Genomic DNA, 25937 nt, shown 5'->3' on the forward strand with positions numbered 1-25937 from the left:
GCGAAGCGTTCGGCGCGGATCAACCCAACCCGGACCCCGACGCCGACGGCATCGCCTTCGTGTTCGACATGCGCTTCCCAGGGCAGCGCTACGACAGTGCGAGCGGCCTGAACTACAACTACTTCCGCGATTACGAGCCGACGACGGGGCGGTATGTGCAGAGTGATCCGATTGGACAGATTGGCGGACTAGCGACTTTTGCATACTCCCTCTCAAATCCCCTGGTACTGTTCGATCGCAATGGGCTGGCAGCGTGCCGGATTGAGGCTGAGTTTGATGGCGATTACAAGAAGACCGGTTATATCGACAAGCGTGTGATTTCGTACACAGAGCGTCGGATTTGCGTTCCAGTTCCAGGGGTTGCACCCCCGGGGCCCACAGACTACATACCAGATCCCAGAGAGTACCCAGGGAGTGGGCGTGGCCGGATTCGAAGGTTTCCATTTGGTGTGCTCTCTTCATACAGTAGCTTCTGCGTGTTCCGCTACGCCACGACCTATAATTACTTCGACGAGTACGCGCTGAATATTTCGTACTACAACGTATGCCGCGATAGTTGTGGAGAAATCCTTTCGCGAGATTTCGTCCGAAGCGCTAAGGATTACAAGTACGAATATAGAGACACCGGGACCGAGGTTCGCTATGAATACAAGCTGCTCGACTCGCCCACGATGTAAAACCATTCTTTTCACCGCTATCGCGTTGAGCATTGCGGCTGTGGGGTTGCTTGGGTGCTCGATTGAAACTCAGCGGGGCGATGCCTGGAAATTGATCGATGGTGAACATCAGGATCTTCGAAGGGAAATTGCAATCGACTTTGCCAAGAACCCTGGCGCCGCACAGGAGAAGTATCTGACCGAATGGAAAGTGCTCAGGAGAAAGCAGAGCTTATTCGTACGGGACAAGATCTTTCTTGTTACTGTCGCGGGCGAGATGATGGCCCTACGGCGCGAGGGTGAGTATGAGAAGGTGGCCGCTAGTTTTCTGGGTGACCCATCACCTGAGGTGGTGGGGGGGGGCAATTGCCACGCTAGCTCAATCGCGAGATATCAAAACTATTGCAACGCTGCAAAAGTTTGGCTCAAGTGCAAATGAGAGGTATGCGACGGAAGCTATAAACGCTCTGTTATCACGACATTTGCGGGCGAGCCGTCAAGCAGATCGAGCCATCGAAGCGGAAATGCTGGAAAGCGCTATCAACATGGTCTGCGCACAACCTCAAACTTTGGTGGCACAGCAAGAGTGTGATTCTTGGCAGAGGCATATGCAGCAACGTTAGCCGTGGGCCTGCGGGCGGCTGTGTGGTGGTCGCGCCACACCCGCTACAACGCCGTCGGTCGGCAACACCGCCGCCATTGACGCACGCGAATTGGTCTGGTGCGGCCAACCGGCTGGGGGAGATGGGGTCAGCCAGCGTAGCCCGGTAAGGTCGAAGGCCGAACCCGGGTTTCTCATGGGAGGTGGAAGGCGAGTGAGCACGTTGAGGATCGACCACCGGCGTGGCGGCAAAGCCGAACTTTTCCGTCCCTAGGTGGGCACCACCCGCGCTACAGCGTCTACGACGAAGCCGGTCGCTGGCTGGCGACTACGACCCCGGCGCTCGGATCCAGGAGGTCATCTGGCTGGACGACCTGCCGGTCGGCCTGATCGCCAAGGACCCAGCGGCGAACGACAGGCTGTACTACATCCAGCCCGACCACCTCGGCAGCCCGCGTGTCGTCATCGACCCGATCTGACCTGTCCCCGCTGAGCCGTACCGAAGTTAGGTGGAGTCCGTCACTAAGAGAGAACGGACATGCGCAGGAGAGCAGTTCTGGCGGGTCGGCCGTGCGCCTCTCCCTCAGTTGGGAGAAGAACCAAAAGAAAGCCCCGCATGCGCGGGGCTTTCCGGTGCGGCTGGTCGTGCGTCAGAACTCGAAGCCGACGCGGGCGTAGTAGAAGCCGCCGTTGAAGCCGTACGGGGCGTGCACGGCGTAACGCGCGCCGGCGACGCCGCCCCACGGGTTCTCGTCGGGCACCTCGTCGAACAGGTTCTGCGCGCCGATGTTGAAGTACAGGCCGGAGGCGAACTTCCAGCCCACTTCCGCATCGACGGTCCAGGCGCTGCCTTCGTAGATCGGCAGGCCGCCGTCTTCCGCGCGCACCACGTCGCTGTCGAGGTGATCCTCGTAGAACGAGCCGTAGTAGCTCACGCGCAGATTGGCGCGGAACACCTCGCGCTGGTGGTTGATGCTGAAGTAGCCCTTGGTGCGCGGCAGGGATTCCTCCAGCTTCTTGATGCGCGCCTCGGTGATGATGCCCGGCGTGAAGTCGTCGACCTCGGTCTTGTTCCAGTTCACTGCCAGCGAGTACGTGGTCTCGCCGCCGAAATGCTGGCTGGTGTAGCTGGAGACCAGGTCGATGCCGGTGGTGGTGGTGTCGAAGTCGTTGACGAAGAAGTTCACCCGGCTGAGCGTGGCCGCCTCGGGCACGCCGGCGGCGATCAGCGCGGCGCGGTCGGCATCGGTGATGGTGAAGTCCGTGCTGCGCGCGATGCGGTCGGTGACCTTGATGCGGTACGCGTCGAGTGTGGTCTGCCAGTCGCCGGTGTTCCAGACCAGGCCGACCGAGGCGTTGCGCGATTCCTCCGGCGTGAGCGCCTCGCCGCCGTAGAACGCGGCCACCGGATTGGTGGGCGGCAGCGTGGCGGTATCGCGCAGTTCGCCATCGATGAAGGCGGTGGTGACCTGGCTGATGTTCGACTGGCCGGGCGTCGGCGCGCGGAACCCGGTGCTGAAGGCGGCGCGCAGCGCGAAGGTGTCGCTGAAGTCGTAGCGGGTGGTGAGCTTCCAGTTGGTGGTGCCGCCGAAGTCGCTGAAATCCTCGTGGCGTACGGCGGCCGCCAGCAGGAAGCGGTCGGTGAAGCGCGCTTCGGCGTCGACGTAGACCGCCCAGTTGTCGCGGCTCCAGGTGCCGGCGGTGCGCGGGTTGAAACCGGGGAAGCCGTTGGAGCCGATGCTGAAGCCCTGCTGGGTCAGCGGGCCGATGGCGAACGAGGCCGGGTCGCCCTGGATCACTTCGAATTCTTCCTCGCGCCACTCGGCGCCCATGGCCAGCGCGATCGGAGCGACGGTGAAGCCGGTCTCGATGTCGTGGCCGAGGTCGAAGTTCACGTTGCGCTCGGTCTGCACGTTACCGCCCGGGTTGAAGCGGAAGCCGGCCGGCTGGTTCGGACCCTGCGAGGCGTTGACCGTGTTGAGGATGAAGAAGTCGATCTCGTTGCGGCCCCAGGAGGCGCTGAAGTCCCAGTGCCAGCCTTCGCCCCACACGCCCTTGACGCCGGCGGTGATCGCGCGGTCCTCCATTTCGCCGCCGAAGTTCGGCGTGAAGCCGCCGGGGAACATCGACAGGAAGGTGAAGCAGTGCGCCGGCAGGGCGGAGACCTGCGGGCCGACGACCGAGTACGGGATGAGGTTGCCGTTGCCGTCGCGCAGGGCGATGGTCGGGCACGGATTGCCGTTGAGCGAGCCGATCAGCAGCGTCTGCCCGCCGTCGTTGGAGTAGACGCCGCCGCGGGTGGTCGGATTGCGGTAGTAGAAGCCGCCGATCACTTCGCGCCGCGCGTAGTTGCCGAACGCGTAGATATCCACCGTGTCGGTCGAGATCGCCATGTTGGCGACGAACTTGTGGTCCTTGTCGGTTTCCGGCGAGCCCCAGATCTGCGCCGGGTTGCGCACGCCGGGGTACCCGGCTGCGGCGACCGCGGCGGCGTCGTCGCGCTGCACGCTGCGCGAGGTGGCATCGGCCGTGCGCCACTCGGCGGTAAGGGTGGCGAAGCCGTTCTCGGTGAGCGGCAGGCCGATCTGCGCGCTGTACTGCTGGGTGAAGCCGTCGCCTTCGTAGTACTCGCCGGCGAACGCCTCGAAGGTGCCGCCTTCGCGGCGGCTGCGCAGGCCGAAGTTGATCACGCCGGCGATGGCGTCCGAGCCGTACTGTGCCGCGGCGCCGTCGCGCAGCACTTCGACCTGTTCCAGCGCCAGCGAGGGGAAGACCGAGATGTCCGGGCCCTGCGCGCCGTCGGACAGGCCGTGGCCGAGGAAGGTGATGACCGCCGAGCGGTGGCGGCGCTTGCCGTTCACCAGGATCAGCGTGTTGTCCGGCGGCAGGCCGCGCAGGTTGGCCGGACGCACGAGCGTGGCGGCGTCGTCGATGGGAATGGTGCTGACGTTGAACGACGGCACCATCACGCGCAGCTTGTCGAGTACGTCGACCGACGGCTGGTTGTGGAATTCCTGGCCGTCGAGGATGTCGATCGGAACCGCCGAGGTGGCTTCCGTGCGCGGCTTGGTGCGCGAGCCGAGCACCGAGACGGTCTCGAGGGTGGTGGCCCCCTCTTCGCCTGTCTGCGGCGCGGGTGTCTCCTGCGCGCCGGCCACGCCGGCCACCGACAGCACGGTGGTCGCCAGAGCCAGGCGGATGCCCAGTGCCAACGAATGGCGCCCGAGGCGCCGTTGAGCGTGCGTGTTCGCCCTCATCTCCTACCCCTCATCGTGTTGGATGAATCGGTTGTGACGCGTCCGTGTGACTTTGCCGCCCCTGTCCGTATTCCTTAAGGGCGTCTTAACATCGAACGAATCCGGCGCGCAAGCCGCCCGGCCGGGCGCATGGGGTGGGGCGAGCGCGGGCGTCAAGCCGGGGCGCGCCGCGCCGATACTGGAAGCGAAGGGGGCGTCACCGGCCGCCTCGGCGCCAAGGCTAGAATCCCGCCATGCAGCAAGAACCCACTCCGCTGACCCGCCAGCTCCTGATCGCCTTGCCCGCGCTGGCGCAGACCAACTTCTCCCGCAGCGTGGCCCTGATCTGCCAGCACGACGAGGACGGGGCGCTGGGCATCGTGGTCAACCGGCCCTCGGAATACACGCTGGGCGACGTGCTCAGCCAGATGGGCATCGAGGGCGGCGATCCGGCGGTGCGCGGCCAGGCGGTGCTGGCCGGCGGGCCGGTGCACCAGGAGCGCGGCTTCGTGCTGCACGACGGCGGCGTGCGCTGGACTTCGACGGTCGCCATCGGCGGCGGGCTGTATCTCACCACTTCGCGCGACATCCTCGAATCGATGGCGGCCGGCGAGGGGCCCGACCACGCGCTGGTGGCGCTGGGCTGCGCCGGCTGGGCGCCGGGCCAGTTGGAGAAGGAACTGGCCGAGAACGACTGGCTGACCGCGCCGGCCGATTCCGAACTGCTGTTCACCCTGCCGCTGGAGACCCGCTGGCAGGCGGCGGCCGGACGCATCGGGGTGGATTTCGCCCACCTCGCGGACTACACCGGGCACGCCTGAGCCGTATGCCCGGCGCCATCCGCGACGGCGGCACCGTGCTCGGCTTCGACGTCGGCGCGCGTCGCATCGGTGTGGCCGTCGGCAGCACGTTCGGTCACGGCGCGCGCGCGCTGGCGGTGGTCGACGTGCATGCGCACGGCCCGGACTGGGGCGCGATCGAGCGGTTGTTCCGCGAGTGGCGGCCCGACGGTTTCATCGTCGGCGACCCGATGACGCTCGACGGCGGCGAGCAGCCCTCGCGCACGCGTGCGCATGCGTTCGCGCGCGAACTGCAGGTGCGTTTCCGTCTGCCGGTGCTGCTGGTCGACGAACGCGCCAGTTCGATCGAGGCGGCCCAGCGCTTCGCGGTGGAACGCGCGCAAGGGCGCAAGCGCCGGCGCGATGCGGATGCGCTGGATGCGGTGGCGGCGGCGGTGATCGTCGAGCGCTGGCTGGCCGCGCCGCAGGACGCGCGGGCGCTGGAGAACTAGCGCCCGCCCGCGGGCGTGGCCGCGGTGGGCAGTAGAATCGCGCGGTCCCGGCCATCGCCCCTGCCATGCCCCATCTGCTCACTCTCGACGGGATGCCGCGCGAACGCATCCTGGCTCTGCTCGATCGCGCCCAGTTGTTCGCGGAGGGCCACGACCTGCGCGGCTCGCTCGCCGGCACCGCGGTCTGCACGCTGTTCTTCGAGCCCTCCACCCGCACGCGCATGAGCTTCCATCTCGCCGCGCAGCGGCTGGGCGCCGACGTGCTGAACTTCGACGCCTCGACCTCGTCCACCCGCAAGGGCGAGACCGCGCTCGACACGCTGAGGAATCTCGAAGCGATGGGCGTGCGCGGCTTCGTCGTCCGCCACTCGGAGGACGGTGCGGTGGCGGCGCTCGCGCGTCGCGTGCGGCCGGGCACCGCGCTGATCAACGCCGGCGACGGTCGCAGCGCGCATCCGACCCAGGGCCTGCTGGACATGCTGACGCTGCGCCAGGCCAAGGGCGATGCGTTCGAGCGGCTGACCGTGCTGATCGTCGGCGACGTGCGCCATTCGCGCGTCGCGCGCTCGGACCTGCATGCGTTGCGCACGCTCGGCGCCGGCGAGATCCGCGTGTGTGGGCCGCAGGCGCTGCTGCCCGACGACGGCACGCTGGCCGGTTGCGCCGTCTCGCACGATCTGGATGCGGCGCTGGACGGCGTCGACGTGGTGATGATGCTGCGCCTGCAGCGCGAGCGGATGGAGGAGGGGCTGGTCAGTTCGCTGGAGGACTACCACCGCACCTACGGCCTGACCGCGCAGCGCCTGCGCCGCGCGAAGCCGGACGCGGTGGTGATGCATCCGGGACCGATCAACCGCGGCGTGGAGATCACCGACGAGGTGGCGGACGGGCCGCAGTCGCTGATCCTGCGCCAGGTGCACAACGGTGTGGCGGTGCGGATGGCGGTGCTGGAGTCGCTGCTGGGCTGAGGCTCAGCCGCGGGTCTGCGGATGAACACGCATGCCAGCGGAGTAGCCCGGGTAAGCGAAGCGCACCCTGGGCTGTGGAGGCTGGCCGCCCCGGATGCGGCCTGCGGCCTTATCCGGGCTACGACCGCTGGTTCAACGGAGTAGCCCGGGTAAGCGAAGCGCACCCGGGGCTGTGGACTGCGGCCGACCCCGGATGGCCTGCGGCCTTATCCGGCCTGCGGGGTATCGGGGGTCTCGGGGAACTCCTGCGCCAGGCGCGCGATCACGGCGCGGCAGGTTCCGGCATCGAGCGCGAGCGGCAGCGCGTCGGCGTGCGGGGCGTCTTCGCCGAGCACCGAGGCCATCGCCAGACGTTCGCCGGCGACGAGCACCGCGGCGGCCGGGGCGCGACGGTCGCCCTCGGCCGCCTGTTCGAGCGCGTCGACCACGCCGTCCGGCACGCGCCAATGGCGTGCGGCGCGGGTGGTGAGACGGGCCGCTGCGCGGTGCAGTTCGAGCGCCGCCGCCTCCTCGACCGCGGCCCGCATCAGCACCGGCATCGGCGCGTGGCGCAGCAGCGCGGACAGGCCGGTGGTCCCGAGCACCGCCGCCAGTTGCACGTCGGATGCGTCGCACCGTCCGGGCGCCAGCAGCGCGCACGCGGTCATGTGGCGCTGCGTGTGCATCCAGAGGCGATCGAACGTGCGCGAGCCCGACGGCAGGCGCTCGCCCTGCGCGATCGGGCGCATCAGCACCGCGAGCGCGACGCGCCTGAGGCCATCGTGTCCCAGGCGCTGGACCGCCGCGGTCAGATCGTCGACCGCGCGCGCGCGTCGGTAGTACGCGCTGTTCGCCACCCGCAGCACCTCGCCGGCGACCACCGGATCGCGTGCGACGCAGTCGGCGAGCGCCTGCGCGCGGACGTCCTCGCGCCGCAGCGCGGCCAGCAGCGTCGGCAGCAGGGCGGGCAGGCGCGGCAGGCGGGCGACGTCGATCGCCGCGGCGATCGGGTCGGGCGACGCCGGTCCGGCGAGCGCGTGCGCATCCGCGCCGGCGGAGTCCGCCGGCAGATCCAGTACCCAGCGCAGCCATCGCGGTCGAAGCGCATCGCCCGCGTCCTCCGCGTCCGGCGCCGTGCGCGCGATCGTCTCGTCCTGCCGCCTGCGCGGCCACCAGCGCCCCAGCATCGCTCCCCCTCGCGTGCACGACGGCCGGCCAGGCCGGCCGGGCAAGCGTAGCGTCCGCGCCGTCAGGGAGCCATGCCGGCCGCGCGCAGCGACCGCGGCGCCACCAGCACCAGCACCGCGACCACCGCGAGCAGACGCCACGCCGCGGCGACGAAGCCGCCTTCGCCGACCAGCGAGGCGATCAGCGCGGTCAGCACGGCGCACGGCACCAGCACGACGGTCGCGGTGGCGAACAGCGCCAGCGTGAACAGGCGCTGCGCGCGGCGGTCGGACGCGGCATCGTGCGGCCGGCCGCGCAGATGGCGGAGGCCCTGCCAGCCCAGCACCGCGATCGCGAGCCAGATCGACACCGCCTTCGCCGCGCCCATCGTCAGCACCCAGGCGATGAACAGACCGACCGCCCCCGCGATCGCGCCCGGCCCGCCCGCGGCGGCACCGGCCCAGCCGCCTGCGATCAGCGCGAACAGCGCCGGCAGCATGGCCCAGGCGAGCTGCGCCCAGTTCGCGGGTGATGTGAGTTGTTCGAGGACGGTCGGTTCGCGGTGCGGCGTCATGCGCGGGCGTGTCGGTGGTGGTGGAGGTCAGCGCAGCAGGATGAGCGACGCCAGCCCGAGGAAGGTGAGAAAGCCCATCACGTCGGTGACGGTGGTGAGGATCACGCCGCCGGCGAGCGCGGGATCGAAACCCATGCGCTTGAGCGTCACCGGCACCAGCACGCCGGCGCTCGCCGCCGCCAGCAGGTTGAGCGTGAGCGCGGTGCCGATCACCAGCGACAGCGCGAGGTCGCGGTACCAGGCCAGCACGATCAGGCCGAGGAACAGTCCGAGCGACAGCCCGTTGATGAGCGCCACCGCCAGCTCCTTGCGCAACAGCACCCACATGTTGGACGCGCCGATCTGGCCGAGCGCCAGGCCGCGGATCGCCAGCGCCAGCACCTGGGTGCCGGCGTTGCCGCCCATGCCGGCGACGATCGGCATCAGCACCGCGAGCGCGACGATCTTCTCGATCGTGGCCTCGAAGCGGCTGACCACGCTGGCGGCGAGGAACGCGGTGCCGAGGTTGATCGTCAGCCACAGCAGGCGACGGCGGAACGCGCGCCGGATCGGGCTGAACAGGTCCTCATCCTCGTCCAGGCCGGCGGCGCCCAGCGCCTGGTGCTCGGCCTGCTCGCGGATGATGTCGACCACGTCGTCGATGGTGATGCGGCCGAGCAGGATGTTGTTGTCGTCCACCACCGGCGCGCTGATCCAGTCGTGGTCGGAGAACTTGCGCGCGACCTCGGCCGAGGACTCGTTGACGTTGATCGCCGGCTGTTCGTCGTCGATCAGGCGGTTGATCGGCGTGTTCGGGTCCTGCGTGAGCAGCGCCTGCAGCGCGATCCGGCCAAGGTACTGGTGGCGGCGGTTGACCACGTACAGGTGGTCGGTGTGCTCCGGCAGCTCGCCGCGCAGGCGCAGGTAGCGCAGCACCACGTCGATGGTGGTGTCGGCGCGCACCGTCACCACGTCGGGGTTCATCAGGCGGCCGGCGGTGTCCTCGTCGTAGGACAGCACCTGTTCGAGGCGCTCGCGGTTCTCGCGGTCCATCGACTTGAGCACCTCGTCGATGACCGTGTCGGGCAGGTCCTCGACCAGGTCGGCAAGGTCGTCGATGTCGAGATCCTCGACCGCGGCGACGATCTCGTCGGTGTCCATGTCGGCGAGCAGGCTCTCGCGCACCTCGTCGCCGACGTGCACCAGCACCTCGCCGTCGTCCTCCGGATCGACCAGGCCCCACACCACGGCGCGCTGATCCGGCGGCAACGACTCGAGCAGATTGCCGATCTCGGCGGGCGAGAGCGTGTTGACCAGCCGCCGCACCGGACCGAGGCGGCCGCTGTCGAGCGCGTCGGAAAGCAGGCGCAGCTGGCGCGCGGTCTTGTCGTGGCGGATGGCTTCGGCCATGCGGCGCTCCGGGTCGAGAGCCGCATCCACGACGGGATGCGACCGGCTTCAGGCGTTCATGTCGCGATTATCGCCGCTGCGGATGACGGACGGGAATGGGGCGGGACGCGATCCGCACGCCGGGCCCACGGCACGCGCGTTCAGATGTCGCCGTACAGCGCCTGCAGCGCCGCGATCGCCGCGAGGCCCGCGGTCTCGGTGCGCAGCACGCGCGGGCCGAGGCGGAGTCCGGCGAAGCCGGCGGCCCGCAGGTGCTCGCGGTCGCGCGGCGACCAGCCGCCCTCGGGGCCGACCGCGAGGCAGAGCGTCCGCGACCCGTCGAGGGCGAGCGTGCGCAGGCCGTGCGCGCCTTCCGGATCGAGCAGCAGTCCGAACGCATCGTGCGGCAACGCGACCAGCGCCTCATGCAGCGGCACCGGCGCGGCGACCTCGGGCACCGTCGCGCGCCCGCACTGCTCGCAGGCGGAGGCGACCACCTGCCGCCAGTGCGCCAGCCGCTTCTCCGCGCGCGCCTCGTCCAGGCGGACCTCGCTGCGCTCCGAGAACAGCGGCCGGATCGCGCTCACGCCCAGTTCGGTGGCCTTCTGCAGGATCAGATCCATCTTCTCGCCGCGCGCCACGCCCTGCAGCAGGACCAGCCGCAACGGCGATTCGCGCTCGACCGCGACGCGCGCTTCGACCCGCGCGCGGACTTCGCGCTTGCCGACGGCGACCAGCCGCGCCGGGTGGTCGTGGCCGTCGCCGTTGAACAGCACGCACGGGTCGCCTTCGCGCAGGCGCAGCACGCGCACGAGGTGATTGGCGGCGTGCTCGGGCAACGCGAGTTCCACGCCCGGCGCGAGCGGCGCATCGACGAAGGCGCGGGTGATCCTCACGCGGGATCTCCGGTGGCGATGCGGATCGCGGCGGCAGTGACCTCGGCGAGGTGGTCGAGCGCGGCCTCGTCCACGCAATAGGGCGGCATCCAGTACAGCACGTCGCCCAGCGGGCGCAGCAGCACGCCGCGCTCGAGCGCGGCGCGGTAGGCGCGCAGGCCGGTGCGACGCGCGGGATCGAACGGCGTGGCCTTGTCGCCGTCGCGGGTCAGCTCGAAGGCGACGATCATGCCGGTCTGGCGCACGTCGGCCACGTGCGGCTGCGCGCCGATCGCGCGCGCCCGTTCGGCCATGCCCTGCGCGGTGACGCGGTTGCGCGCCAGCACCTCGTCCTGCTCGAAGATGGCGAGCGATGCCAGCGCCGCCGCGCACGCCAGCGGGTTGCCGGTGTAGCTGTGCGAATGCAGGAACGCGCGCTCGCGCGAGTCGTCGAGGAAGCCGTCGTACAGCGCCTGGGTGGCGAGCACCGCGGCCAGCGGTAGCGCGCCGCCGGTGAGGCCTTTCGACACGCACATCAGGTCGGGCTGGATGCCGGCCTGCTCGCAGGCGAACAGCGTGCCGGTGCGGCCGAACCCGACCGCGATCTCGTCGGCGATCAGGAACACGCCGTGGCGATCGCACAGCTCGCGCACGCGCCGCAGGTACTGCGGGTGATGCATGCGCATGCCGCCGGCGCACTGCACCAGCGGTTCGAGGATCAGCGCGCAGACTTCGCCGGCGTGGGCCTGAAGCAGCGCGGCCAGTGCATCGGCGGCACGGTCGGCGCGCTGCGCGGGCGTCTCGCCGGCTGCGCACGGATAGGCGTCGGGCGACGGCGCGAACAGCGCCTCGGCCAGCAGCGGCGCGTACACGCGGCGGTAGAGCGGGATGTCGCCGACCGCGAGCGCGCCCAGCGTCTCGCCGTGGTAGCCGTTCGCCAGCGCGACGAACTTCGTGCGGCCGTCGATGCCGCGATTGCGGAACCAGTGGAACGCCATCTTCAGCGCCACTTCCACGCCCGCCGAGCCGTTGTCGGCGTAGAACACCTTGGCCAGCGGCGCGCGGCCGGGCTCGCGCGGGGCGATGGCGAGCAGGCGCTCGGCCAGCTCGACCGCGGGCGCGTGCGAGACGCCGGCCAGGATCACGTGCTCGAGCGTGCGCGCCTGTCGCGCGATCGCCTCGGCGATGCGCGGCTCGGCATGGCCGTGGATGTTGGTCCACCAGCTCGAGATCGCATCGAGATAGCGCCGTCCGTCGCGGCCGATCAGCCACGCGCCCTCGCCGCGCTCGACCGGCAGCAGCGGCAGCGTGTCGGGGTGCTCGCGCATCTGCGTGCACGGGTGCCAGAGCACGGCGAGGTCGCGCGCGCGCCACGCGGCCGCGTCGTCGCGCTCTGCTAGCATGCGGGGATCGTGAGGAGCCGTCTGCATCCGTCCATTATCGCCGCCCGCCCGGCCGCCGGAGAGTGCCGGTGAGCCGCGCGTTGCCGACCATCCACGGCGTCACCCGCCGGACCGAATCCGACGGGCGGGTGGTCGAGGAGCTGGATCTCGAATTCGGCAACGGCGAGCGCCGTCGCTATCACCGGGTCGTGCCGCAGGGGCAGGGCGCGGTGATCGTGGTGCCGATGCTCGATAAGGACACCGTGCTGCTGGTGCGCGAATACGCCGCCGGCGTGCACCGTTACGAGCTGGGGCTGGTCAAGGGCCGCATCGACGCCGGCGAGACGCCGCTGCAGGCGGCCGACCGCGAGCTGAAGGAGGAAGCCGGCTACGGCGCGCGTTCGCTGACCCTGCTGCGCACGCTCACGCTGGTGCCGACCTACATGGGCCACCAGACCTACGTGGTGCTGGCGCGCGATCTCTACCCCGAGCGCCTGCCCGGCGACGAGCCCGAGCCGCTCGACGTGGTGCCGTGGCGGCTCGATGCATTGCACGAACTGATTCTGCGCGAGGACTTCAGCGAGGGGCGCAGCATCGCCGCGCTGTTCATCGCGCGCGAATGGCTGAAGGGAGCACGCGATGCGGATGGATGAGCTGTGCGAGGGCGCGATCGCGGTGGCCCAGGCGGCCGCGGAGGCGATCCTGCACGTGTATCGCGGCGAGTTCGACGTCGAGCACAAGCGCGACGCCTCGCCGCTGACCGCGGCCGACCTCGCCGCGCATCATTGCATCGTCGACGGGCTGGCGAAGCTGACGCCGGACGTGCCGGTGCTGTCGGAGGAAGCGGCGAACCAGGTGCCGCCGCACGTGCGCCGCGGCTGGCATCGGCTGTGGCTGGTGGACCCGCTCGACGGCACCCGCGAGTTCGTCAAGCGCAACGGCGAGTTCACCGTGAACCTCGCGCTGATCGAGGACGGTGTCAGCGTGTTCGGCGTGGTGCAGGCGCCGGTGACCGGTGTGGTCTGGTACGGCGGCGCCGCGCTCGGCGGCGCGTTCCGCCGCGACGGCACCATCACTGTGCCGCTGCGCGTGCGCCAGCCTGCGACGTCGCCGCTGCGCGTCGCCGCCAGCCGCTCGCACCGCGATGCGCGCACCGAGGCGCTGATCGCGCGCATGGGGCCGATCGAGGAAGTGAACCTCGGCTCCTCGCTGAAGTTCTGCCGCCTCGCCGAGGGCGGGCTCGACGCCTATCCCCGCTTCGGCCCCACCTGCGAATGGGACACCGCCGCCGGCCAGGCCGTGCTGGAAGCCGCGGGCGGCTGCGTGATCGATCCGCGCGGCCGCCCGTTCCGCTACAACCAGCGCGACACCCTGCTCAACGGCGATTTCTTCGCCCTCGGCGATCCCGCGCTGCCGTGGCGGGCGTGGCTGGGCGAATGAGGCGCCGATCTGCGCGGATCGAAAGCGGATCAGGACAACGATCGCCGAATCTCCATTTGCGGTAGGTTGGGCTGAGCCGAAGGCGAAGCCCAACGTGCCCGGGCTTCCCGCCGCCATTTGTTGGGCTTCGCCACGCTCAGCCCAACCTACGGCTGTCGATCCGTGTCCATCCGCGCCGATCCCTGGCTGTCAGACCACCCACCATGACCGACCCGCACCCGATCGAACGCCTGCTCGAGATCATGGCCCGCCTGCGCGACCGCGAGCGCGGTTGCCCGTGGGACATCGAGCAGACCTTCGCGACCATCGCGCCGTACACGATCGAGGAGGCGTACGAGGTCGCCGACGCGATCGACCGCGGCGACCTCGCCGCGCTGAAGGACGAGCTGGGCGACCTCTTGCTGCAGGTGGTCTTCCACGCGCAGATGGCGCGCGAGCAGGGCGCGTTCGCGTTCGCCGACGTGGTCGCCGCGATCTGCGACAAGATGGTGCGGCGGCATCCGCACGTGTTCGGCGACGCCGACATCGCCGACGCCGAGGCGCAGACCGCGGCGTGGGAGGAGACCAAGCGCCGCGAGCGCGAGGCGGCGGGCGAGAACGACGGCTCCGCGCTCGCCGGCATCTCGCGCGGGCTGCCGGAGTGGATGCGCGCGATCAAGCTGCAGAAGCGCGCCGCGCGCGTGGGTTTCGACTGGCCGGGCGTGCAGCCGGTGATCGCCAAGCTGCACGAGGAGATCGAGGAAGTGCGCGCCGAGTTCGCGGCGAAGGCGGCGGGCGATGCGCAGGCGCAGGCGCGCCTGGAGGACGAGATCGGCGATCTGCTGTTCGTGTGCGCCAACCTGGCGCGCCACGCCGGCGTCGATCCCGGCGCCGCGCTGCGGCGCGCCAACCTGAAGTTCGAGCACCGCTTCCGCGCGATGGAGGCGCTGGCGCAGGCCGAAGGTCGCGCGCTGGCGGAACTCGATCTCGACGCGCAGGAGGCGCTGTGGGACCGCGCCAAGGCGGCCGGGCGCTGACCGCAAATCCCGTAGAGCGGCTTCAGCCGCGATCCGGGAGAGAGCGGCGCAGCGTTGTCGCGGCTGAAGCCGCTCCTGCCGACCGCTGCGCGGCGGCTCAGAAGCGGATGCGGCCGGTGAGGATGTCCTTGAACATCACCCAGTCGCCCATCAGCGACCAGACCGGATGACGGAACGTCGCCGGCCGGTTCTTCTCGAACACGAAGTGCCCCACCCAGGCGAAGCCGTAGCCGCACACCGGCATCGCCAGCAGCCACCACGGTTCGCGCTGCACGATCGCAAGCGCGAGGAACACCAGCACGCCGCAACTGCCGATGAAATGCAGCCGCCGGCTGGTGCGGTTGGCGTGCTCGCTGAGGTAGAACGGGTAGAACTCGCGGAAGCTGGCGAAGCGTGGCATGGACGGCTCCGGGGATCCTTTCGCGGCGCCATCATGCGACGGGCGCCGTGCGCGCGGTAGCCGCCCGTCAGTCCAGGAAGATCAGCCACGCCGCCGCCACGATCAGGGCGAACCCCGCCCAGTGGTTCCACTTCAGCGGCTGCCCCAGGTACAGCGCCGAGAAGCAGGCGAACACCAGCAGGGTGATCACCTCCTGCATGCCCTTGAGCTGGGGCGCGGAGTACACCGCCGCGCCCATGCGGTTGGCCGGCACCATCAGGCAGTATTCGAAGAACGCGATGCCCCAACTGGTCAGTATCACCAGCGGCAAGGCCACGTGCCGGTAGCGCAGATGGCCGTACCAGGCGAAGGTCATGAACACGTTGGAGCCGGTCAGCAGCAGCACGGGAAGCAGGCGTTCGAGCATGGGCGGGGTCCGGGGAGGGAGCACGCGACACTAGCCCCCCGTTCACGCCGCCTCAACACGGGGGCGGGCAGCCTTCACAAAACTGAAGACGCTCAGAGGAGTCGATGCCATGCAGATGCAGCGTGACGGCGGCCTGGTGCTCATCGTCGAGGACAACCGCAACATTTCCGAGATGGTGGGCGAATACCTGGAGGGCCGCGGTTTCGAGGTCGACTACGCCGGCGATGGCCTCGACGGCTACCGTCTGGCCGCCGAGAACAGCTACGACGTGGTGGTGCTCGACCTGATGCTGCCGCGTCTGGACGGCATCGAGGTCTGCCGCCGCCTGCGCAGCGAGGCCCGCAAGTCGACGCCGGTGCTGATGCTGACCGCGCGCGACACGCTCGACGAGAAGCTCACCGGTCTCGGCGCCGGTGCCGACGACTACCTCACCAAGCCGTTCGCGATCCAGGAGCTGGAAGCGCGCCTGCGCGCGCTGATCCGCCGCGAGCGCAAGCAGGTGGGCGGCGAGGTGCTGAAGGTCGCCGACCTGGTGCTCGATCCGGCATCGCTGCGCGTGACCCGCGGCGGTGTCGAACTGCAGCTCTCGCCGATCGGCCTGCGCCTGCTCACGATCCTGATGCGCGAGTCGCCGCGCGTGGTGAGCCGGCAGGAGATCGAGCGCGAGATCTGGGGCAACAGCCTGCCGGACTCGGACACCCTGCGCAGTCACCTGTACAACCTGCGCAAGACCATCGACAAACCCTTCGACAAGCCTCTACTCCACACGGTACAGAGCGCCGGCTACCGTATTGCGGACATCTCGCAGCCGCCGGAGTAGTCGTCCCTCATGCCCCAGGGACTGCCACGCAAGATCAAGGTCGCTTTCATCCTGCAGGCGTTCGTGGCCAGCATCGCGATCACGGTCGGCATCGTGATCGCGGGCTGGGCGATCCGCGAACACCTGATGCAGCAGCGCCTCGACGTCGAGGCGCGCGAGTTCTGGACGCACCGGGCCCGCGATCCGTCGTTCACCCCGCCGCAGGCCGCCAGCATCCGCGGATACCTGCGCACGCCCGGCGCGCCGCTCACCGGGATTCCGCAGGAACTGCGCGCGCTGGCGCCCGGGACGCACCGGCTGGACGACGGCCGCGTGGTGCGCGTCGAAGCGCGACCGGCCGGCACCCTGTACCTGCTGCTCGACGATTTCTTCGCCACCCGCAGCACCCTGCTGATGGGGATCGTGGCGATCGCGCTCTCGCTGCTGGTCACCTATCTGCTGTCGTGGCTGACCTACCGCACCTCCAAACGGCTGGTGGCGCCGGTGAGCTGGCTGGCCGAGGAGGTGGCGCGCTGGGATCCGCGCGGGCCCGACCCGCGCGCCCTCGTGCCGAGCAACCTGCCGGCGGAGGCCGGCAGCGAGGTCCATTCGCTGGCGACCGCGCTGCGCGGGCTGGCCGCGCGGGTGGCGGACTTCGTCCAGCGCGAGCGCGAGTTCACCCGCGACGCCAGTCACGAACTGCGCACGCCGCTGACCGTGATCCGCGTCGCGACCGACCTGATGATGGCCGATCCCGAAATGCCGCCGCGCGCGGTACGGTCGCTGGGTCGCGTGCAACGCGCCGGGCGCGACATGGAGGCGGTGATCGACGCCTTCCTGATCCTCGCGCGCGAGGCCGACATCCAGCCGCAGACCGAGGAGTTCGCGGTCGCCGACGTGGTGGCCGACGAGGTCGAACGCGTGCAGCCGCTGCTGGCCGGCAAGCCGGTGGAACTGCACGTGCACGACGAAGGCGCGCCGCGGCTGGTGGCGCCGCCGCACGTGCTGCGGGTGATGGTCGGCAACCTGCTGAGCAACGCGGTGCGCTTCACCGATCGCGGCGCGGTCAGCGTGCACATGTACGCCGATCGCATCGAGATCCGCGACACCGGCATCGGCATGTCGGAAGAAACGCTGGCGCGGGCGTTCGATCCGTTCTACCGCGCCCAGGTGGCCGAGAATTCGGGCAAAGGCATGGGGCTGTCGATCGTCCGCCGGCTCGGCGAGCGGTTCGGCTGGCCGGTGGAGCTGAGCAGCACGCTCGGGCAGGGCACGGTGGCGACGATCCGCTTCGCATCGCCCAAGTGACGCGACGAAACGCGCCGTCGAGGGCGATCGACGGCCGCCCTTGGACCCTTCGCCCCTTCCTCAGGACGCAACGCTCCGGCGCGCCTGGAGGCGCCGGTCAGGCGCGGCCTGCGCGCGGTCGGAAACTTCGTGCCACCGCCGCGGCATCGTCCACCGCCCGTATCCGCGCCGATCGCAATTCCTCGGCGAGATAGCGCGCGTTGGCGCCGCCGAGCCAGACCGGCACGTCGGGCGCCAGCGCGGCATCGAGCCGACGCAGCTCCTCCAGCGCCACGCGCGCCTGCTGCGGGTCCACCGAGCTCAGCGCGACGCCCGCGGCGCCGAGCTTGGACGCCACCCGCGCGATCTCCACTGCCGGCAGTTCGGTGCCGAGGTAGAGCACCGGCAGGCCCGCTTCGTGCGCCTGCAGCGCGGCGCCGATCAGACCGAGTTCGTGGCCTTCGCCCGGCAGCGTCGCGAACAGCACCCGGCGCCGCCGTTCGCGCGGCGGAGGATTGAGCACCGCGAGCAGTCGCATGCGCAGCAGGCTGCTGACCAGGCGCTCCTGGGCGACCGCGAGCCGGCCGTCGGCCCAGCGCAGTCCCACTTCCCGCAGCAGCGGCATGACCACGCGCTCCAGCAGGACCGGCATCGGCAGGGTGGCGATCGCCACCGACAGGTCGCGGTCGAATTCGTCGACGCGGTAGTCGGCGACGGCATCGAGCAGCCGCGACGGCAGCGTCTCCACGCCCCCGTAGGCGGCCCGACGGCCCTCGTCCAGCAGGCGGTCGAGCGCGGCATCGTCGAGCGCGGCCAGATCGCGGATCGGGTGGCCGCGGCTGGTCAGCCGGTGCAGCCGCGAGAGCCGCTCGATCGCCGCGGGGTCGTACAGGCGACGCCCGTTGGCGTCGCGCACCGGGCGGATCGCGCCATGCCGGCGCTCCCAGGCGCGCAGGGTCTCGGTGCTCAGTCCGGCGAGCTGGGCGGCGACCTTGATCGGGTACATGGCGCGAACGTACAGCATTTGTACAAGCCGTTGTTGTACGTCTGTCTAACGGCCGGGGGTGCAGAGTCCGCTTCGTTCCACCCCTTCCGGAGAACTCCATGGCTTCCCGCACCGCCCTGTTCCGAATCCCCGCGCTCGCCTGCGCGCTTGCCTTGGCCTGCCCGGCATCCGTCGCCGTTGCGGCGACCGCCGACGGCGGCACCGCCCACGGCGGCCGGGCGCAAACCCAGCCGCGCGCCGACATCGTCGATACCGCCGTCCGCGGCGGCCAGTTCAAGACCCTCGCCGCCGCGCTGAACGCGGCGGGCCTGGTCGAGACGCTGAAAGGGCCCGGTCCGTTCACCGTGTTCGCGCCCACCGACGCGGCCTTCGCGGCGCTGCCGCCGGGCACGCTGGAGGAGCTACTGAAGCCGGAGAACCGCCGGAAACTGGTCGCGATCCTCACCTACCACGTGGTGCCCGGCCGGGTCAGCGCGAGCCAGGCGGCGAAGCTGGACTCCGCCACCACCGTACAGGGCGGCGCCCTGGCGATCCGCGCCCGCGACGGCGCGGTGACCGTGGACGGCGCCCGCGTGGTCGCTGCCGACGTGGCCGCCAGCAACGGCGTGATCCACGTGATCGACAAGGTGCTCCTGCCCGAGGGCTGAGCATCCATCTCATCCGGAGAACCGCAATGAAGAGCCTGAATTTCGTGACGCTGGGCCTGCTGGTGATCGGCGGCCTCAACTGGGGACTGGTCGGCGCGTTCCAGTTCGATCTGGTCGCGGCGCTGTTCGGCGGCCAGGACGCGCTCCTGTCCCGCGTGGTGTACGGGCTGGTCGGGCTGTCGGCGCTGTGGCAGATCGCCGCGCTCGCACGCCCCGGATCGCGCGCCGACGTCGTTCGCAGCGCGTAACGCGCGCGTGGCCCCTTCGACGCCGGTCGCGGCAGCGCGGCCGGCGTCGCGCCGTCTGCACACGCCGCGCGGCTGGACCGCCCGGGGCCGTACGCTCGCAGCAGGCGCGGGCGGCGCTGCGCTCGGGCCGCGGGCCTTCCTGCGCCGCCGCGAATCGGCGAATCTGGGCAGCCCGCACACCGCCGTCCGTCCACATGCGAACCGTCGCCGCGCTGCTCCTGCTTGCCGCCATGTCCACCCACGCCGCCGAACCCGCCGCGCCCGCTCCCGAACGCCGGGTGGCGCTGGTCATCCACGGCGGCGCCGGCTTCGTGCCCAAGGATGCGCTCGGCGAGGAGGACCGGCGCGAGGTGCATGCCACGCTCAACCGCGCGCTGGATGCCGGCTACGCGATCCTGGCCCGCGGCGGCAGCGCGCTCGACGCGGTCGAGGCGGCGGTCGTCGTGCTGGAGGATTCGCCGCGCTTCAATGCCGGCAAGGGCGCGGTGTTCAACGCCAAGGGCGCGCACGAACTCGACGCCTCGATCATGGACGGCCACACCCGGCGCGCCGGCGCAGTCGCCGGAGTGACCACGGTGCGCAACCCGATCCGGCTGGCGCGTGCGGTGATGGAGCACACGCCGCACGTGATGCTCGCCGGCGCGGGCGCGGAGGAATTCGCCGACACGCGACCGGAGATCCGCCGCGTGCCGAACACCTGGTTCGACACCCCGCACCGCCGCGAACAGCTCGAGAAGGCGCAGCGCGCCGAGCGCGAGAAGCGCGCCGCGGTGCGCGATTCCGACAGCGACATGCCGGCCTACTTCGGCACCGTCGGCGCGGTCGCGCTGGACGCGCAGGGCCGCATCGCCGCCGCGACCAGCACCGGCGGCATGACCAACAAGCGCTACGGCCGGGTGGGCGACTCGCCGATCATCGGCGCCGGCACCTGGGCCGACGAGCGCTGCGGCGTGTCCGGCACCGGCTGGGGCGAGTTCTACATCCGCTACGCGGTGGCGCACGACATCTGCGCCCGCGTGGCCTACCGCGGGCAATCGCTGCAGGACGCCGCCGAGGAGGTGGTGAACCGCATCGTCCCCGCCGCCGGCGGCGACGGCGGCGCGATCGCGCTCGACCGCGACGGCAACATCGCCATGCCGTTCAACAGCGGCAGCATGTTCCGCGGCTGGATCCGATCCGACGGCAGCCGCGGCACCGCGATCCACGAAGACTGAACCGCCCCGTCCGGCCGCGGCCGGACGCCACGGGGCCTTGTGGCAGAATTCCCCGCCTGTCGCGGCCGCCGGAGACGGCTCCGCGCAGGCGCTCGTCGGACGACAGGATGGCGCCCGGGCACCACAACGTCAGCGTCGGGGGGCGCACATGGCGGACGAATACGGGCACCTGCCGCGCGGGCCGGGGCGGGTGCTGAAGGCGGCCTGGTGGTCGCTCAAGGGCCTGAGGGCCGCCTGGCTGCACGAGTCCTCGTTCCGGCTGGAGGTCTACCTGTTCGTCGTGCTGGCGCCGCTCGGCTGGTGGGCCGGACAGACGCCGGTGGAGCGCGTGCTGCTGGTCGGATCGCTGCTGCTGGTGCTGTCGGTGGAGCTGCTGAACTCGGCCGTGGAGGCGGTGATCGAGCGCTACGGCGCCGAGTTCCACGAGCTGGCCGGCCGAGCCAAGGACATGGGCTCGGCGGCGGTGCTGGTGGTCATGCTGAACGTGCTGCTGGTGTGGGGCTCGATCCTGGGCCCGCGCCTGTTCTGAAACAACGAGAAAAGAGGAAAACCCGTCCGTGATGGAGCTGCTGACCGATCCGCAGGTGTGGATCACCCTGTTCACGCTGAGCGCGATCGAGATCGTGCTCGGCATCGACAACCTGGTGTTCATCTCGATCGCGGTCAGCAAGCTGCCGTACGCGCGGCGTGAGGTCGCGCGCAAGTTCGGCATCGCGGTGGCGTGCATCACCCGCATCGGCCTGCTGGTCACGCTCGCCTGGCTGGCCGGTCTGACCGACGATCTGTTCTCGGTGATGGGGCACGGCATTTCGGTGCGCGACCTGGTGCTGATCCTCGGCGGCGCGTTCCTGGTGGTGAAGGGCACCGGCGAGATCCGCGACCTGATCGCCGGCGAGCCGGAAGAGGAGGACATCCACACCCGCCCGGCCACCGCGTTCTGGGCGGTGATCGCGCAGATCGCGATCATCGACATCGTGTTCTCGCTCGATTCGGTCATCGCCGCGGTGGGCATGGCCAACCACATCCCGGTGATGGTCGCCGCGATCCTGCTGGCGGTGGCGGTGATGCTGCTGGCGTCCAAGCCGCTGGGCCACTTCATCGACACCAATCCGACCATCAAGATGCTGGCGCTCGCCTTCATCGTGCTGGTCGGCGTGTATCTGGTGCTGGACGGCTTCGAGCTGCACGTGCCGAAGGCCTACGTGTACTTCGCGATGGGCTTCTCCGCCGCGGTGGAGGCGCTCAACCTGTGGGCCCGGCGCCGGGCCCAGCGGCGCCTGCAGCCGGAATAGCCGGGCCGTTGCGCGGCGTGGACGGGTGTGCTGCCATCCTGCGCACCCCCGCCACGAGGAGACGGTCCATGCGTGTCCTGGTCGTGATCCTGCTGGCCGCGCTGCTGAGCGGCTGCGGCTACAACACCATCCAGCAGAAGGACGAGGCGGTGAACGCCGCCTGGTCGCAGGTCATCAACGTCTACAAGCGCCGCGCCGATCTGGTGCCGAATCTGGTCGCCACCGTGCGCGGCTACGCGGCGCACGAGCAGCAGGTGCTCACCCAGGTCACCGAGGCGCGCGCCCGCGTCGGCAGCATCAACGTCGACGCCGGCGATCCGCAATCGCTGCGCCAGTTCGAGCAGGCGCAGGGCGAGCTGCGCAGCGCGATCGGCCGGCTGCTGGTGGTCAGCGAGAACTACCCGCAGCTCAAGGCCGACCAGCAGTTCCTCGCCTTGCAGGCGCAACTGGAAGGCACCGAGAACCGGATCGCGGTCGAGCGCCAGCGCTACATCCAGGCGGTGCAGGACTACAACACCTACATCCGCCAGTTCCCGGTCAATCTGACGGCGATGATGTTCGGCTACAAGACGCGCCCGAACTTCACGGTGGAGAACGAGGCCGCGATCCAGCAGGCGCCGACGGTCGATTTCGGCACGCCCGCCCGGCCGCAGCCGGCGCAGCCGCAGCCGCAGCCGCAATCGCCCGCGCCTTCCCAGCCGACGCCCGAGCCGGCTGGAGGCTGAGCCGGCGTCATGCCGCGGCCGCTCCAGGAATCCCCCGTCCCCGCCCGCGCGACGGCGTGGCGCGCGTTCGCGGCGGCGCTGCTCGTGCTGGCGATGGCGCTGATGCCGGCATGGGCGCAGGAGCTGGCGCCGATCCCGCCGCTGTCCTCGCCGGTGATCGACACCACCGGCACCCTCGATGCGCCGACGCGGCAACGCCTCGAGGCGCAGGCGCTGGCGCTGCAACAGCGCAAGGGCGCGCAGTTGCAGGTGCTGATCGTGCCGACCACGCAGCCGGAGGACATCGCGCAGTACGCGGTGCGCGCCTACGAGCAGTACCGTCTCGGCCGCGAGAAGGTCGACGACGGCGTGCTGCTGGTGGTCGCGAAGAACGACCGGCGGGTGCGGATCGAAGTCGGTTACGGACTGGAGGGGGCGATTCCGGACGCGATCGCGGTCCGGGTGATCCAGGAGTACCTGGTGCCGCGCTTCCGCCAGGGCGACTATGCCGGCGGCATCGTCGACGCCACCGCCGCGCTGGTGCGCCTGATCGACGGCGAGCCGCTGCCGCCGCCGATGGCCGACCATGCGCCCGCCGCGGACGGCGGCGGAAGCTGGGTGCTGGCGCTGTTCGCGGCATTCGTGGTGGCGCAGGTGGTGCGTGCGATGTTCCGCCGCGCACCGGTGCTGGTGCGCGGGGTCGCCGGCGGCGGCGCGGCGGGCGGCATCGCCTGGCTGATCTCCGCGCTGCTGCCGGTCGGACTGTTCGCCGGGCTGCTCGGGTTCTTCATGGCGCTGCCGGGGGCGGCGCCCGGGCGCTACGTGCGCGGCGGGCACTGGGGCGGCGGCTGGGGCGGCTTCCCGGGCGGGTTCGGCGGGGGCGGCGGCTTCGGCGGCGGAGGCGGCTGGTCGGGCGGCGGCGGCATGAGCGGAGGCGGCGGCGCCTCCGGAAGCTGGTGAGGTGAGCATGCGCCTGCTGCGTCATCTGTTTCCCCCGTCGGTCGCGCGCCGCTTCCCCGAGGCGAGCCTTGCGCGCATCACCGAGGCGATCGCCGCGGGCGAGCGCCGCCACACCGGCGAGGTCTGCTTCGCCGTGGAAGCGGCGCTGCCGCTGGCCGCGGCCTGGGCCGGCGTCGACGCGCGCCAGCGCGCCTGCGAGGTGTTCGCGCAACTGCGCGTGTGGGACACCGAGGCCAACAACGGCGTGCTGCTGTATCTGCTGCTGGCCGACCACCGGATCGAGATCGTGGCCGATCGCGGCTTCCGCGGCCGGGTGGACGACGCCCACTGGACCGCGATCTGCCGGGGCATCGAGGCGCGGCTGCGGCGCGGCGAGTACGAAGCCGGCGTGCTGCACGGCATCGCCGCGTTGCACGAGTGCGTGGCGACGCATTTCCCGCGGATCGAGGGCGCGTCCGACCCCAACGAACTGCCGGACCGCCCCCACATCCTGTAGGACGGTTTCCTCCAAGCCGTCTCCCGCGTGCGGTGCAGAGGCGCGTTTGCGGGCCGCAGGCTCGCGCGCCGCGAACGCCCGCCGCGCTGCGGCGGGCCGGACGAGGGGTTGCGGTGAGGGCGGCGGCGAAGGCGCGTGGCGCGGCGGGAGTCGCGGCCGAAGCTGCGCCTGCAGGGGCGCGTCCGTCGGCGTGGGCTTTGCCGCACAATAGGCCCCCAGCCCCGGTCTCCGAGCGCCATGACCTACCTGCACCAGATCGACCCGATCGCGTTCTCCTTCGGTCCGGTCACGGTCCACTGGTACGGGATCATGTACCTGCTCGGTTTCGCGGTCGCCTGGTGGCTGGGCCAGCGCCGCGTTCGCGCGGGGCGGCTGCCGGGCGTGGGCGACCAGGCGTTCGGCGACCTGATGTTCTACGCCATGCTCGGCGTGGTGCTCGGCGGCCGCATCGGCTACATCCTGTTCTACGCGTTCGACGACTTCCTGCGCGAGCCGCTGTCGCTGTTCCGCGTCTGGGAAGGCGGCATGAGCTTCCACGGCGGCCTGCTCGGCGTGCTGCTCGCCTGCTGGCTGTGGTCGCGCCGGCAGCGGTTGCACTTCTTCGACACGATGGATTTCATCGCGCCGCTGGTGACGCCCGGGCTGCTGTTCGGGCGTCTGGGCAACTTCATCGGCGGCGAGCTGTGGGGCAAGCAGACCGATGCCGGCTGGGGCGTGATCTTCCCGCGCGCGCTGCCGGCGCCCTACGCGCAGTTCGATGCGGCGGCGCTGCGCAGCGCGCACGAGGCCGGTCTGCTCGACGCGTTCGCGCGCCATCCCTCGCAGCTTTACGAGGCTGCGCTCGAGGGCCTGGCGATGTTCCTCGTGCTGTGGACGTTCTCGCGCATGCCGCGCCGCCGGTACACCGTGTCCGGGCTGTTCGCGCTGCTGTACGGCACGTTCCGCTTTCTGGTCGAATTCGTGCGCGTGCCCGACGCCGACATCGGCTACCTCGCCTTCGGCTGGCTGACGATGGGGCAGGCGCTGAGCCTGCCGCTGATCGCGCTCGGCGTGGTGCTGCTGGCGCTGTCGCGCCGCGCGCCGGTGCTGCAGCCGGCGAGGGCCTGAGCGATGCGCCAGTACCTGGAGCTGCTGCGCCACGTGCTCGAGCACGGCACCGACAAGGCCGACCGCACCGGCACCGGCACCCGCAGCGTGTTCGGCTGGCAGATGCGGTTCGACCTCAACGAAGGTTTTCCGCTGGTCACCACCAAGAAGCTGCACCTGCGCTCGATCGTGCACGAGCTGCTGTGGTTCCTGCGCGGCGAGACCAACATCGCCTACCTGCGCGAGAACAAGGTGACGATCTGGGACGAGTGGGCCGACGCCGACGGCGAGCTCGGTCCGGTGTACGGCAAGCAGTGGCGCCGCTGGAGCGCGCCCGACGGCAGCGAGATCGACCAGATCCGCTGGGTGGTCGACGAGATCCGCCGCAATCCCGACTCGCGCCGGCTGATCGTCTCCGCCTGGAACGTCGCCGATCTGCCGAAGATGGCGCTGATGCCGTGCCATGCGCTGTTCCAGTTCTACGTCGCCGACGGCAAGCTCAGTTGCCAGCTCTACCAGCGCAGCGGCGACATCTTTCTCGGCGTACCGTTCAACATCGCCAGCTACGCGCTGCTGACCCACATGGTGGCGCAGGTGTGCGGGCTCGGCGTCGGCGAGTTCGTGCACACGCTGGGCGATGCGCATCTGTATTCGAACCACGTCGAGCAGGCGCGCGAGCAGTTGAGCCGCGAACCGCGACCGCTGCCGCGCCTGCGGCTGAATCCCGCGGTGCGCGATCTCTTCGCGTTCACCTACGACGACATCGCCATCGAAGGTTACGAGCCGCATCCGGCGATCCGCGCGCCGGTGGCGGTGTGATTCTGACCATGCGGCCGCCG

At 70.5% G+C, this 25937-nt stretch carries 30 protein-coding genes; 21 read left to right on the forward strand and 9 right to left on the reverse strand.

Going from position 1 to position 25937, the window contains the following annotated elements; translation table 11 throughout:
• From FQY64_RS00005 to FQY64_RS00015, 3 genes are all read left to right on the forward strand, one after another.
• Positions 1 to 677: RHS repeat-associated core domain-containing protein (locus FQY64_RS00005; protein WP_146471650.1), on the forward strand; the 677-nt coding region annotated here is incomplete at its 5' end.
• Positions 678 to 702: 25 nt separating this feature from the next.
• Positions 703 to 1095 carry a hypothetical protein gene (locus tag FQY64_RS00010; protein WP_146471651.1) on the forward strand — a complete coding sequence of 131 codons (393 nt, stop codon included), beginning with the start codon at positions 703 to 705 and terminating at the stop codon, positions 1093 to 1095.
• Positions 1096 to 1499: 404 nt separating this feature from the next.
• Positions 1500 to 1736, forward strand: coding sequence for a hypothetical protein (locus tag FQY64_RS00015; RefSeq protein WP_146471652.1), 237 nt, complete (start codon positions 1500 to 1502; stop codon positions 1734 to 1736).
• A 171-nt stretch (positions 1737 to 1907) separates the two neighbouring features.
• Here FQY64_RS00015 and FQY64_RS00020 read toward each other — a convergent pair whose 3' ends face one another.
• Complete coding sequence (locus FQY64_RS00020; RefSeq protein WP_229814828.1) at positions 1908 to 4469, reverse strand: TonB-dependent receptor plug domain-containing protein; 2562 nt, start codon at positions 4467 to 4469, stop codon at positions 1908 to 1910.
• Between the two features lie 278 nt (positions 4470 to 4747).
• On the opposite strand from FQY64_RS00020, the gene FQY64_RS00025 reads away from it, so the two are divergent.
• The 3 genes from FQY64_RS00025 (at position 4748) to FQY64_RS00035 (ending at position 6752) form a co-directional block, all read left to right on the forward strand.
• Positions 4748 to 5314, forward strand: a complete 567-nt coding sequence (locus tag FQY64_RS00025; RefSeq protein ID WP_146471654.1) for a YqgE/AlgH family protein — start codon at positions 4748 to 4750, stop codon at positions 5312 to 5314.
• 5 nt (positions 5315 to 5319) lie between these two features.
• A complete protein-coding gene (gene ruvX / locus FQY64_RS00030) occupies positions 5320 to 5784 on the forward strand; it encodes a Holliday junction resolvase RuvX (RefSeq protein WP_146471655.1) in 465 nt (154 codons plus the stop codon).
• Positions 5785 to 5849: 65 nt separating this feature from the next.
• A complete protein-coding gene (locus FQY64_RS00035; protein ID WP_146471656.1) occupies positions 5850 to 6752 on the forward strand; it encodes an aspartate carbamoyltransferase catalytic subunit in 903 nt (300 codons plus the stop codon).
• 206 nt (positions 6753 to 6958) lie between these two features.
• On the opposite strand, the gene FQY64_RS00040 is transcribed toward FQY64_RS00035, so the two are convergent.
• The 5 genes from FQY64_RS00040 to bioA all read right to left on the reverse strand — a co-directional run bounded on the left by FQY64_RS00040 (position 6959) and on the right by bioA (position 12145).
• Positions 6959 to 7918, reverse strand: coding sequence for an HDOD domain-containing protein (locus FQY64_RS00040; RefSeq protein WP_146471657.1), 960 nt, complete (start codon positions 7916 to 7918; stop codon positions 6959 to 6961).
• A 62-nt stretch (positions 7919 to 7980) separates the two neighbouring features.
• Entirely contained in the window at positions 7981 to 8472 is a 492-nt protein-coding gene (locus tag FQY64_RS00045; RefSeq protein ID WP_146471658.1) for a hypothetical protein, read from the reverse strand.
• 27 nt (positions 8473 to 8499) lie between these two features.
• Positions 8500 to 9861, reverse strand: coding sequence for a magnesium transporter (gene mgtE, locus FQY64_RS00050; RefSeq protein ID WP_146471659.1), 1362 nt, complete (start codon positions 9859 to 9861; stop codon positions 8500 to 8502).
• A 140-nt stretch (positions 9862 to 10001) separates the two neighbouring features.
• Positions 10002 to 10736, reverse strand: a complete 735-nt coding sequence (locus tag FQY64_RS00055; RefSeq protein ID WP_146471660.1) for a 16S rRNA (uracil(1498)-N(3))-methyltransferase — start codon at positions 10734 to 10736, stop codon at positions 10002 to 10004.
• Positions 10733 to 12145, reverse strand: a complete 1413-nt coding sequence (bioA, locus tag FQY64_RS00060; protein ID WP_146471661.1) for an adenosylmethionine--8-amino-7-oxononanoate transaminase — start codon at positions 12143 to 12145, stop codon at positions 10733 to 10735. The genes FQY64_RS00055 and bioA overlap by 4 nt, the downstream gene beginning before the upstream one ends.
• Before the next feature lie 41 nt (positions 12146 to 12186).
• Between bioA and nudE the strand changes: the two genes are divergently transcribed.
• The 3 genes from nudE (at position 12187) to mazG (ending at position 14553) form a co-directional block, all read left to right on the forward strand.
• Entirely contained in the window at positions 12187 to 12750 is a 564-nt protein-coding gene (nudE, locus tag FQY64_RS00065) for an ADP compounds hydrolase NudE (protein WP_146471662.1), read from the forward strand.
• Positions 12743 to 13537 carry a 3'(2'),5'-bisphosphate nucleotidase CysQ gene (cysQ, locus tag FQY64_RS00070; protein ID WP_425476666.1) on the forward strand — a complete coding sequence of 265 codons (795 nt, stop codon included), beginning with the start codon at positions 12743 to 12745 and terminating at the stop codon, positions 13535 to 13537. Before nudE ends, cysQ begins: the two co-directional genes overlap by 8 nt.
• Positions 13538 to 13719: 182 nt before the next feature.
• The gene (gene mazG / locus FQY64_RS00075; RefSeq protein WP_386112955.1) at positions 13720 to 14553 is read left to right on the forward strand and encodes a nucleoside triphosphate pyrophosphohydrolase; all 834 of its coding nucleotides are present in this window, start codon (positions 13720 to 13722) and stop codon (positions 14551 to 14553) included.
• Between the two features lie 97 nt (positions 14554 to 14650).
• Here the strand turns inward: mazG and FQY64_RS00080 are convergent, their stop codons facing one another.
• Together FQY64_RS00080 and FQY64_RS00085 are read right to left on the reverse strand one after the other, a co-directional pair.
• Positions 14651 to 14953: an Mpo1-like protein gene (locus tag FQY64_RS00080; RefSeq protein WP_146471665.1), complete on the reverse strand. Its 303-nt coding sequence runs from the start codon at positions 14951 to 14953 to the stop codon at positions 14651 to 14653.
• A 67-nt stretch (positions 14954 to 15020) separates the two neighbouring features.
• A complete protein-coding gene (locus tag FQY64_RS00085) occupies positions 15021 to 15359 on the reverse strand; it encodes a DMT family protein (RefSeq protein ID WP_146471666.1) in 339 nt (112 codons plus the stop codon).
• A gap of 109 nt (positions 15360 to 15468) precedes the next feature.
• On the opposite strand from FQY64_RS00085, the gene FQY64_RS00090 reads away from it, so the two are divergent.
• Both FQY64_RS00090 and FQY64_RS00095 read left to right on the forward strand, forming a co-directional pair.
• Positions 15469 to 16179: a response regulator transcription factor gene (locus FQY64_RS00090; protein ID WP_146471667.1), complete on the forward strand. Its 711-nt coding sequence runs from the start codon at positions 15469 to 15471 to the stop codon at positions 16177 to 16179.
• A gap of 9 nt (positions 16180 to 16188) precedes the next feature.
• Positions 16189 to 17466: a sensor histidine kinase gene (locus tag FQY64_RS00095; RefSeq protein ID WP_146471668.1), complete on the forward strand. Its 1278-nt coding sequence runs from the start codon at positions 16189 to 16191 to the stop codon at positions 17464 to 17466.
• A gap of 97 nt (positions 17467 to 17563) precedes the next feature.
• Here the strand turns inward: FQY64_RS00095 and FQY64_RS00100 are convergent, their stop codons facing one another.
• The gene (locus FQY64_RS00100; RefSeq protein ID WP_146471669.1) at positions 17564 to 18469 is read right to left on the reverse strand and encodes a MerR family transcriptional regulator; all 906 of its coding nucleotides are present in this window, start codon (positions 18467 to 18469) and stop codon (positions 17564 to 17566) included.
• A gap of 80 nt (positions 18470 to 18549) precedes the next feature.
• Here FQY64_RS00100 and FQY64_RS00105 point away from each other — a divergent pair, with 80 nt between their 5' ends.
• The 10 genes from FQY64_RS00105 to FQY64_RS00150 all read left to right on the forward strand — a co-directional run bounded on the left by FQY64_RS00105 (position 18550) and on the right by FQY64_RS00150 (position 25917).
• Entirely contained in the window at positions 18550 to 19098 is a 549-nt protein-coding gene (locus FQY64_RS00105) for a fasciclin domain-containing protein (protein WP_146471670.1), read from the forward strand.
• A 26-nt stretch (positions 19099 to 19124) separates the two neighbouring features.
• Positions 19125 to 19346 carry a DUF378 domain-containing protein gene (locus FQY64_RS00110; protein WP_146471671.1) on the forward strand — a complete coding sequence of 74 codons (222 nt, stop codon included), beginning with the start codon at positions 19125 to 19127 and terminating at the stop codon, positions 19344 to 19346.
• Between the two features lie 194 nt (positions 19347 to 19540).
• Positions 19541 to 20560 carry an isoaspartyl peptidase/L-asparaginase family protein gene (locus FQY64_RS00115; protein WP_146471672.1) on the forward strand — a complete coding sequence of 340 codons (1020 nt, stop codon included), beginning with the start codon at positions 19541 to 19543 and terminating at the stop codon, positions 20558 to 20560.
• 148 nt (positions 20561 to 20708) lie between these two features.
• Complete coding sequence (locus FQY64_RS00120) at positions 20709 to 21089, forward strand: diacylglycerol kinase (RefSeq protein ID WP_146471673.1); 381 nt, start codon at positions 20709 to 20711, stop codon at positions 21087 to 21089.
• A 31-nt stretch (positions 21090 to 21120) separates the two neighbouring features.
• The gene (locus FQY64_RS00125) at positions 21121 to 21852 is read left to right on the forward strand and encodes a TerC family protein (protein WP_146471851.1); all 732 of its coding nucleotides are present in this window, start codon (positions 21121 to 21123) and stop codon (positions 21850 to 21852) included.
• 68 nt (positions 21853 to 21920) lie between these two features.
• Positions 21921 to 22577, forward strand: a complete 657-nt coding sequence (locus tag FQY64_RS00130) for a LemA family protein (RefSeq protein WP_146471674.1) — start codon at positions 21921 to 21923, stop codon at positions 22575 to 22577.
• 93 nt (positions 22578 to 22670) lie between these two features.
• Positions 22671 to 23516 (forward strand): TPM domain-containing protein, encoded by an 846-nt coding sequence (locus FQY64_RS00135; RefSeq protein WP_229814842.1) that lies wholly within the window; start codon positions 22671 to 22673, stop codon positions 23514 to 23516.
• A gap of 7 nt (positions 23517 to 23523) precedes the next feature.
• Positions 23524 to 24012, forward strand: coding sequence for a TPM domain-containing protein (locus FQY64_RS00140; protein ID WP_146471853.1), 489 nt, complete (start codon positions 23524 to 23526; stop codon positions 24010 to 24012).
• Positions 24013 to 24249: 237 nt separating this feature from the next.
• A complete protein-coding gene (lgt, locus tag FQY64_RS00145) occupies positions 24250 to 25119 on the forward strand; it encodes a prolipoprotein diacylglyceryl transferase (protein WP_146471675.1) in 870 nt (289 codons plus the stop codon).
• Between the two features lie 3 nt (positions 25120 to 25122).
• The gene (locus FQY64_RS00150; RefSeq protein ID WP_146471676.1) at positions 25123 to 25917 is read left to right on the forward strand and encodes a thymidylate synthase; all 795 of its coding nucleotides are present in this window, start codon (positions 25123 to 25125) and stop codon (positions 25915 to 25917) included.
• The last annotated feature ends 20 nt before the right edge of the window (positions 25918 to 25937 follow it).

The organism is Vulcaniibacterium thermophilum (genome assembly GCF_007923255.1).
GTDB classification, from domain to species: domain Bacteria; phylum Pseudomonadota; class Gammaproteobacteria; order Xanthomonadales; family Xanthomonadaceae; genus Lysobacter_F; species Lysobacter_F thermophilum.

Excerpts from the sequence above, each read along its gene's own strand:
- FQY64_RS00025 (WP_146471654.1), top strand. The coding sequence starts at position 4,748 with ATGCAGCAAGAACCCACTCCGCTGACCCGCCAGCTCCTGATCGCCTTG.
- ruvX (WP_146471655.1), top strand. The coding sequence starts at position 5,320 with ATGCCCGGCGCCATCCGCGACGGCGGCACCGTGCTCGGCTTCGACGTC.
- FQY64_RS00035 (WP_146471656.1), top strand. The coding sequence starts at position 5,850 with ATGCCCCATCTGCTCACTCTCGACGGGATGCCGCGCGAACGCATCCTG.
- FQY64_RS00040 (WP_146471657.1), bottom strand. The coding sequence starts at position 7,918 with ATGCTGGGGCGCTGGTGGCCGCGCAGGCGGCAGGACGAGACGATCGCG.
- FQY64_RS00045 (WP_146471658.1), bottom strand. The coding sequence starts at position 8,472 with ATGACGCCGCACCGCGAACCGACCGTCCTCGAACAACTCACATCACCC.
- mgtE (WP_146471659.1), bottom strand. The coding sequence starts at position 9,861 with ATGGCCGAAGCCATCCGCCACGACAAGACCGCGCGCCAGCTGCGCCTG.
- bioA (WP_146471661.1), bottom strand. The coding sequence starts at position 12,145 with ATGCAGACGGCTCCTCACGATCCCCGCATGCTAGCAGAGCGCGACGAC.
- cysQ (WP_425476666.1), top strand. The coding sequence starts at position 12,743 with ATGGATGAGCTGTGCGAGGGCGCGATCGCGGTGGCCCAGGCGGCCGCG.
- FQY64_RS00080 (WP_146471665.1), bottom strand. The coding sequence starts at position 14,953 with ATGCCACGCTTCGCCAGCTTCCGCGAGTTCTACCCGTTCTACCTCAGC.
- FQY64_RS00085 (WP_146471666.1), bottom strand. The coding sequence starts at position 15,359 with ATGCTCGAACGCCTGCTTCCCGTGCTGCTGCTGACCGGCTCCAACGTG.
- FQY64_RS00090 (WP_146471667.1), top strand. The coding sequence starts at position 15,469 with ATGCAGATGCAGCGTGACGGCGGCCTGGTGCTCATCGTCGAGGACAAC.
- FQY64_RS00095 (WP_146471668.1), top strand. The coding sequence starts at position 16,189 with ATGCCCCAGGGACTGCCACGCAAGATCAAGGTCGCTTTCATCCTGCAG.
- FQY64_RS00100 (WP_146471669.1), bottom strand. The coding sequence starts at position 18,469 with ATGCTGTACGTTCGCGCCATGTACCCGATCAAGGTCGCCGCCCAGCTC.
- FQY64_RS00105 (WP_146471670.1), top strand. The coding sequence starts at position 18,550 with ATGGCTTCCCGCACCGCCCTGTTCCGAATCCCCGCGCTCGCCTGCGCG.
- FQY64_RS00110 (WP_146471671.1), top strand. The coding sequence starts at position 19,125 with ATGAAGAGCCTGAATTTCGTGACGCTGGGCCTGCTGGTGATCGGCGGC.
- FQY64_RS00115 (WP_146471672.1), top strand. The coding sequence starts at position 19,541 with ATGCGAACCGTCGCCGCGCTGCTCCTGCTTGCCGCCATGTCCACCCAC.
- FQY64_RS00120 (WP_146471673.1), top strand. The coding sequence starts at position 20,709 with ATGGCGGACGAATACGGGCACCTGCCGCGCGGGCCGGGGCGGGTGCTG.
- FQY64_RS00125 (WP_146471851.1), top strand. The coding sequence starts at position 21,121 with ATGGAGCTGCTGACCGATCCGCAGGTGTGGATCACCCTGTTCACGCTG.
- FQY64_RS00130 (WP_146471674.1), top strand. The coding sequence starts at position 21,921 with ATGCGTGTCCTGGTCGTGATCCTGCTGGCCGCGCTGCTGAGCGGCTGC.
- FQY64_RS00135 (WP_229814842.1), top strand. The coding sequence starts at position 22,671 with ATGGCGCTGATGCCGGCATGGGCGCAGGAGCTGGCGCCGATCCCGCCG.
- FQY64_RS00140 (WP_146471853.1), top strand. The coding sequence starts at position 23,524 with ATGCGCCTGCTGCGTCATCTGTTTCCCCCGTCGGTCGCGCGCCGCTTC.
- lgt (WP_146471675.1), top strand. The coding sequence starts at position 24,250 with ATGACCTACCTGCACCAGATCGACCCGATCGCGTTCTCCTTCGGTCCG.
- FQY64_RS00150 (WP_146471676.1), top strand. The coding sequence starts at position 25,123 with ATGCGCCAGTACCTGGAGCTGCTGCGCCACGTGCTCGAGCACGGCACC.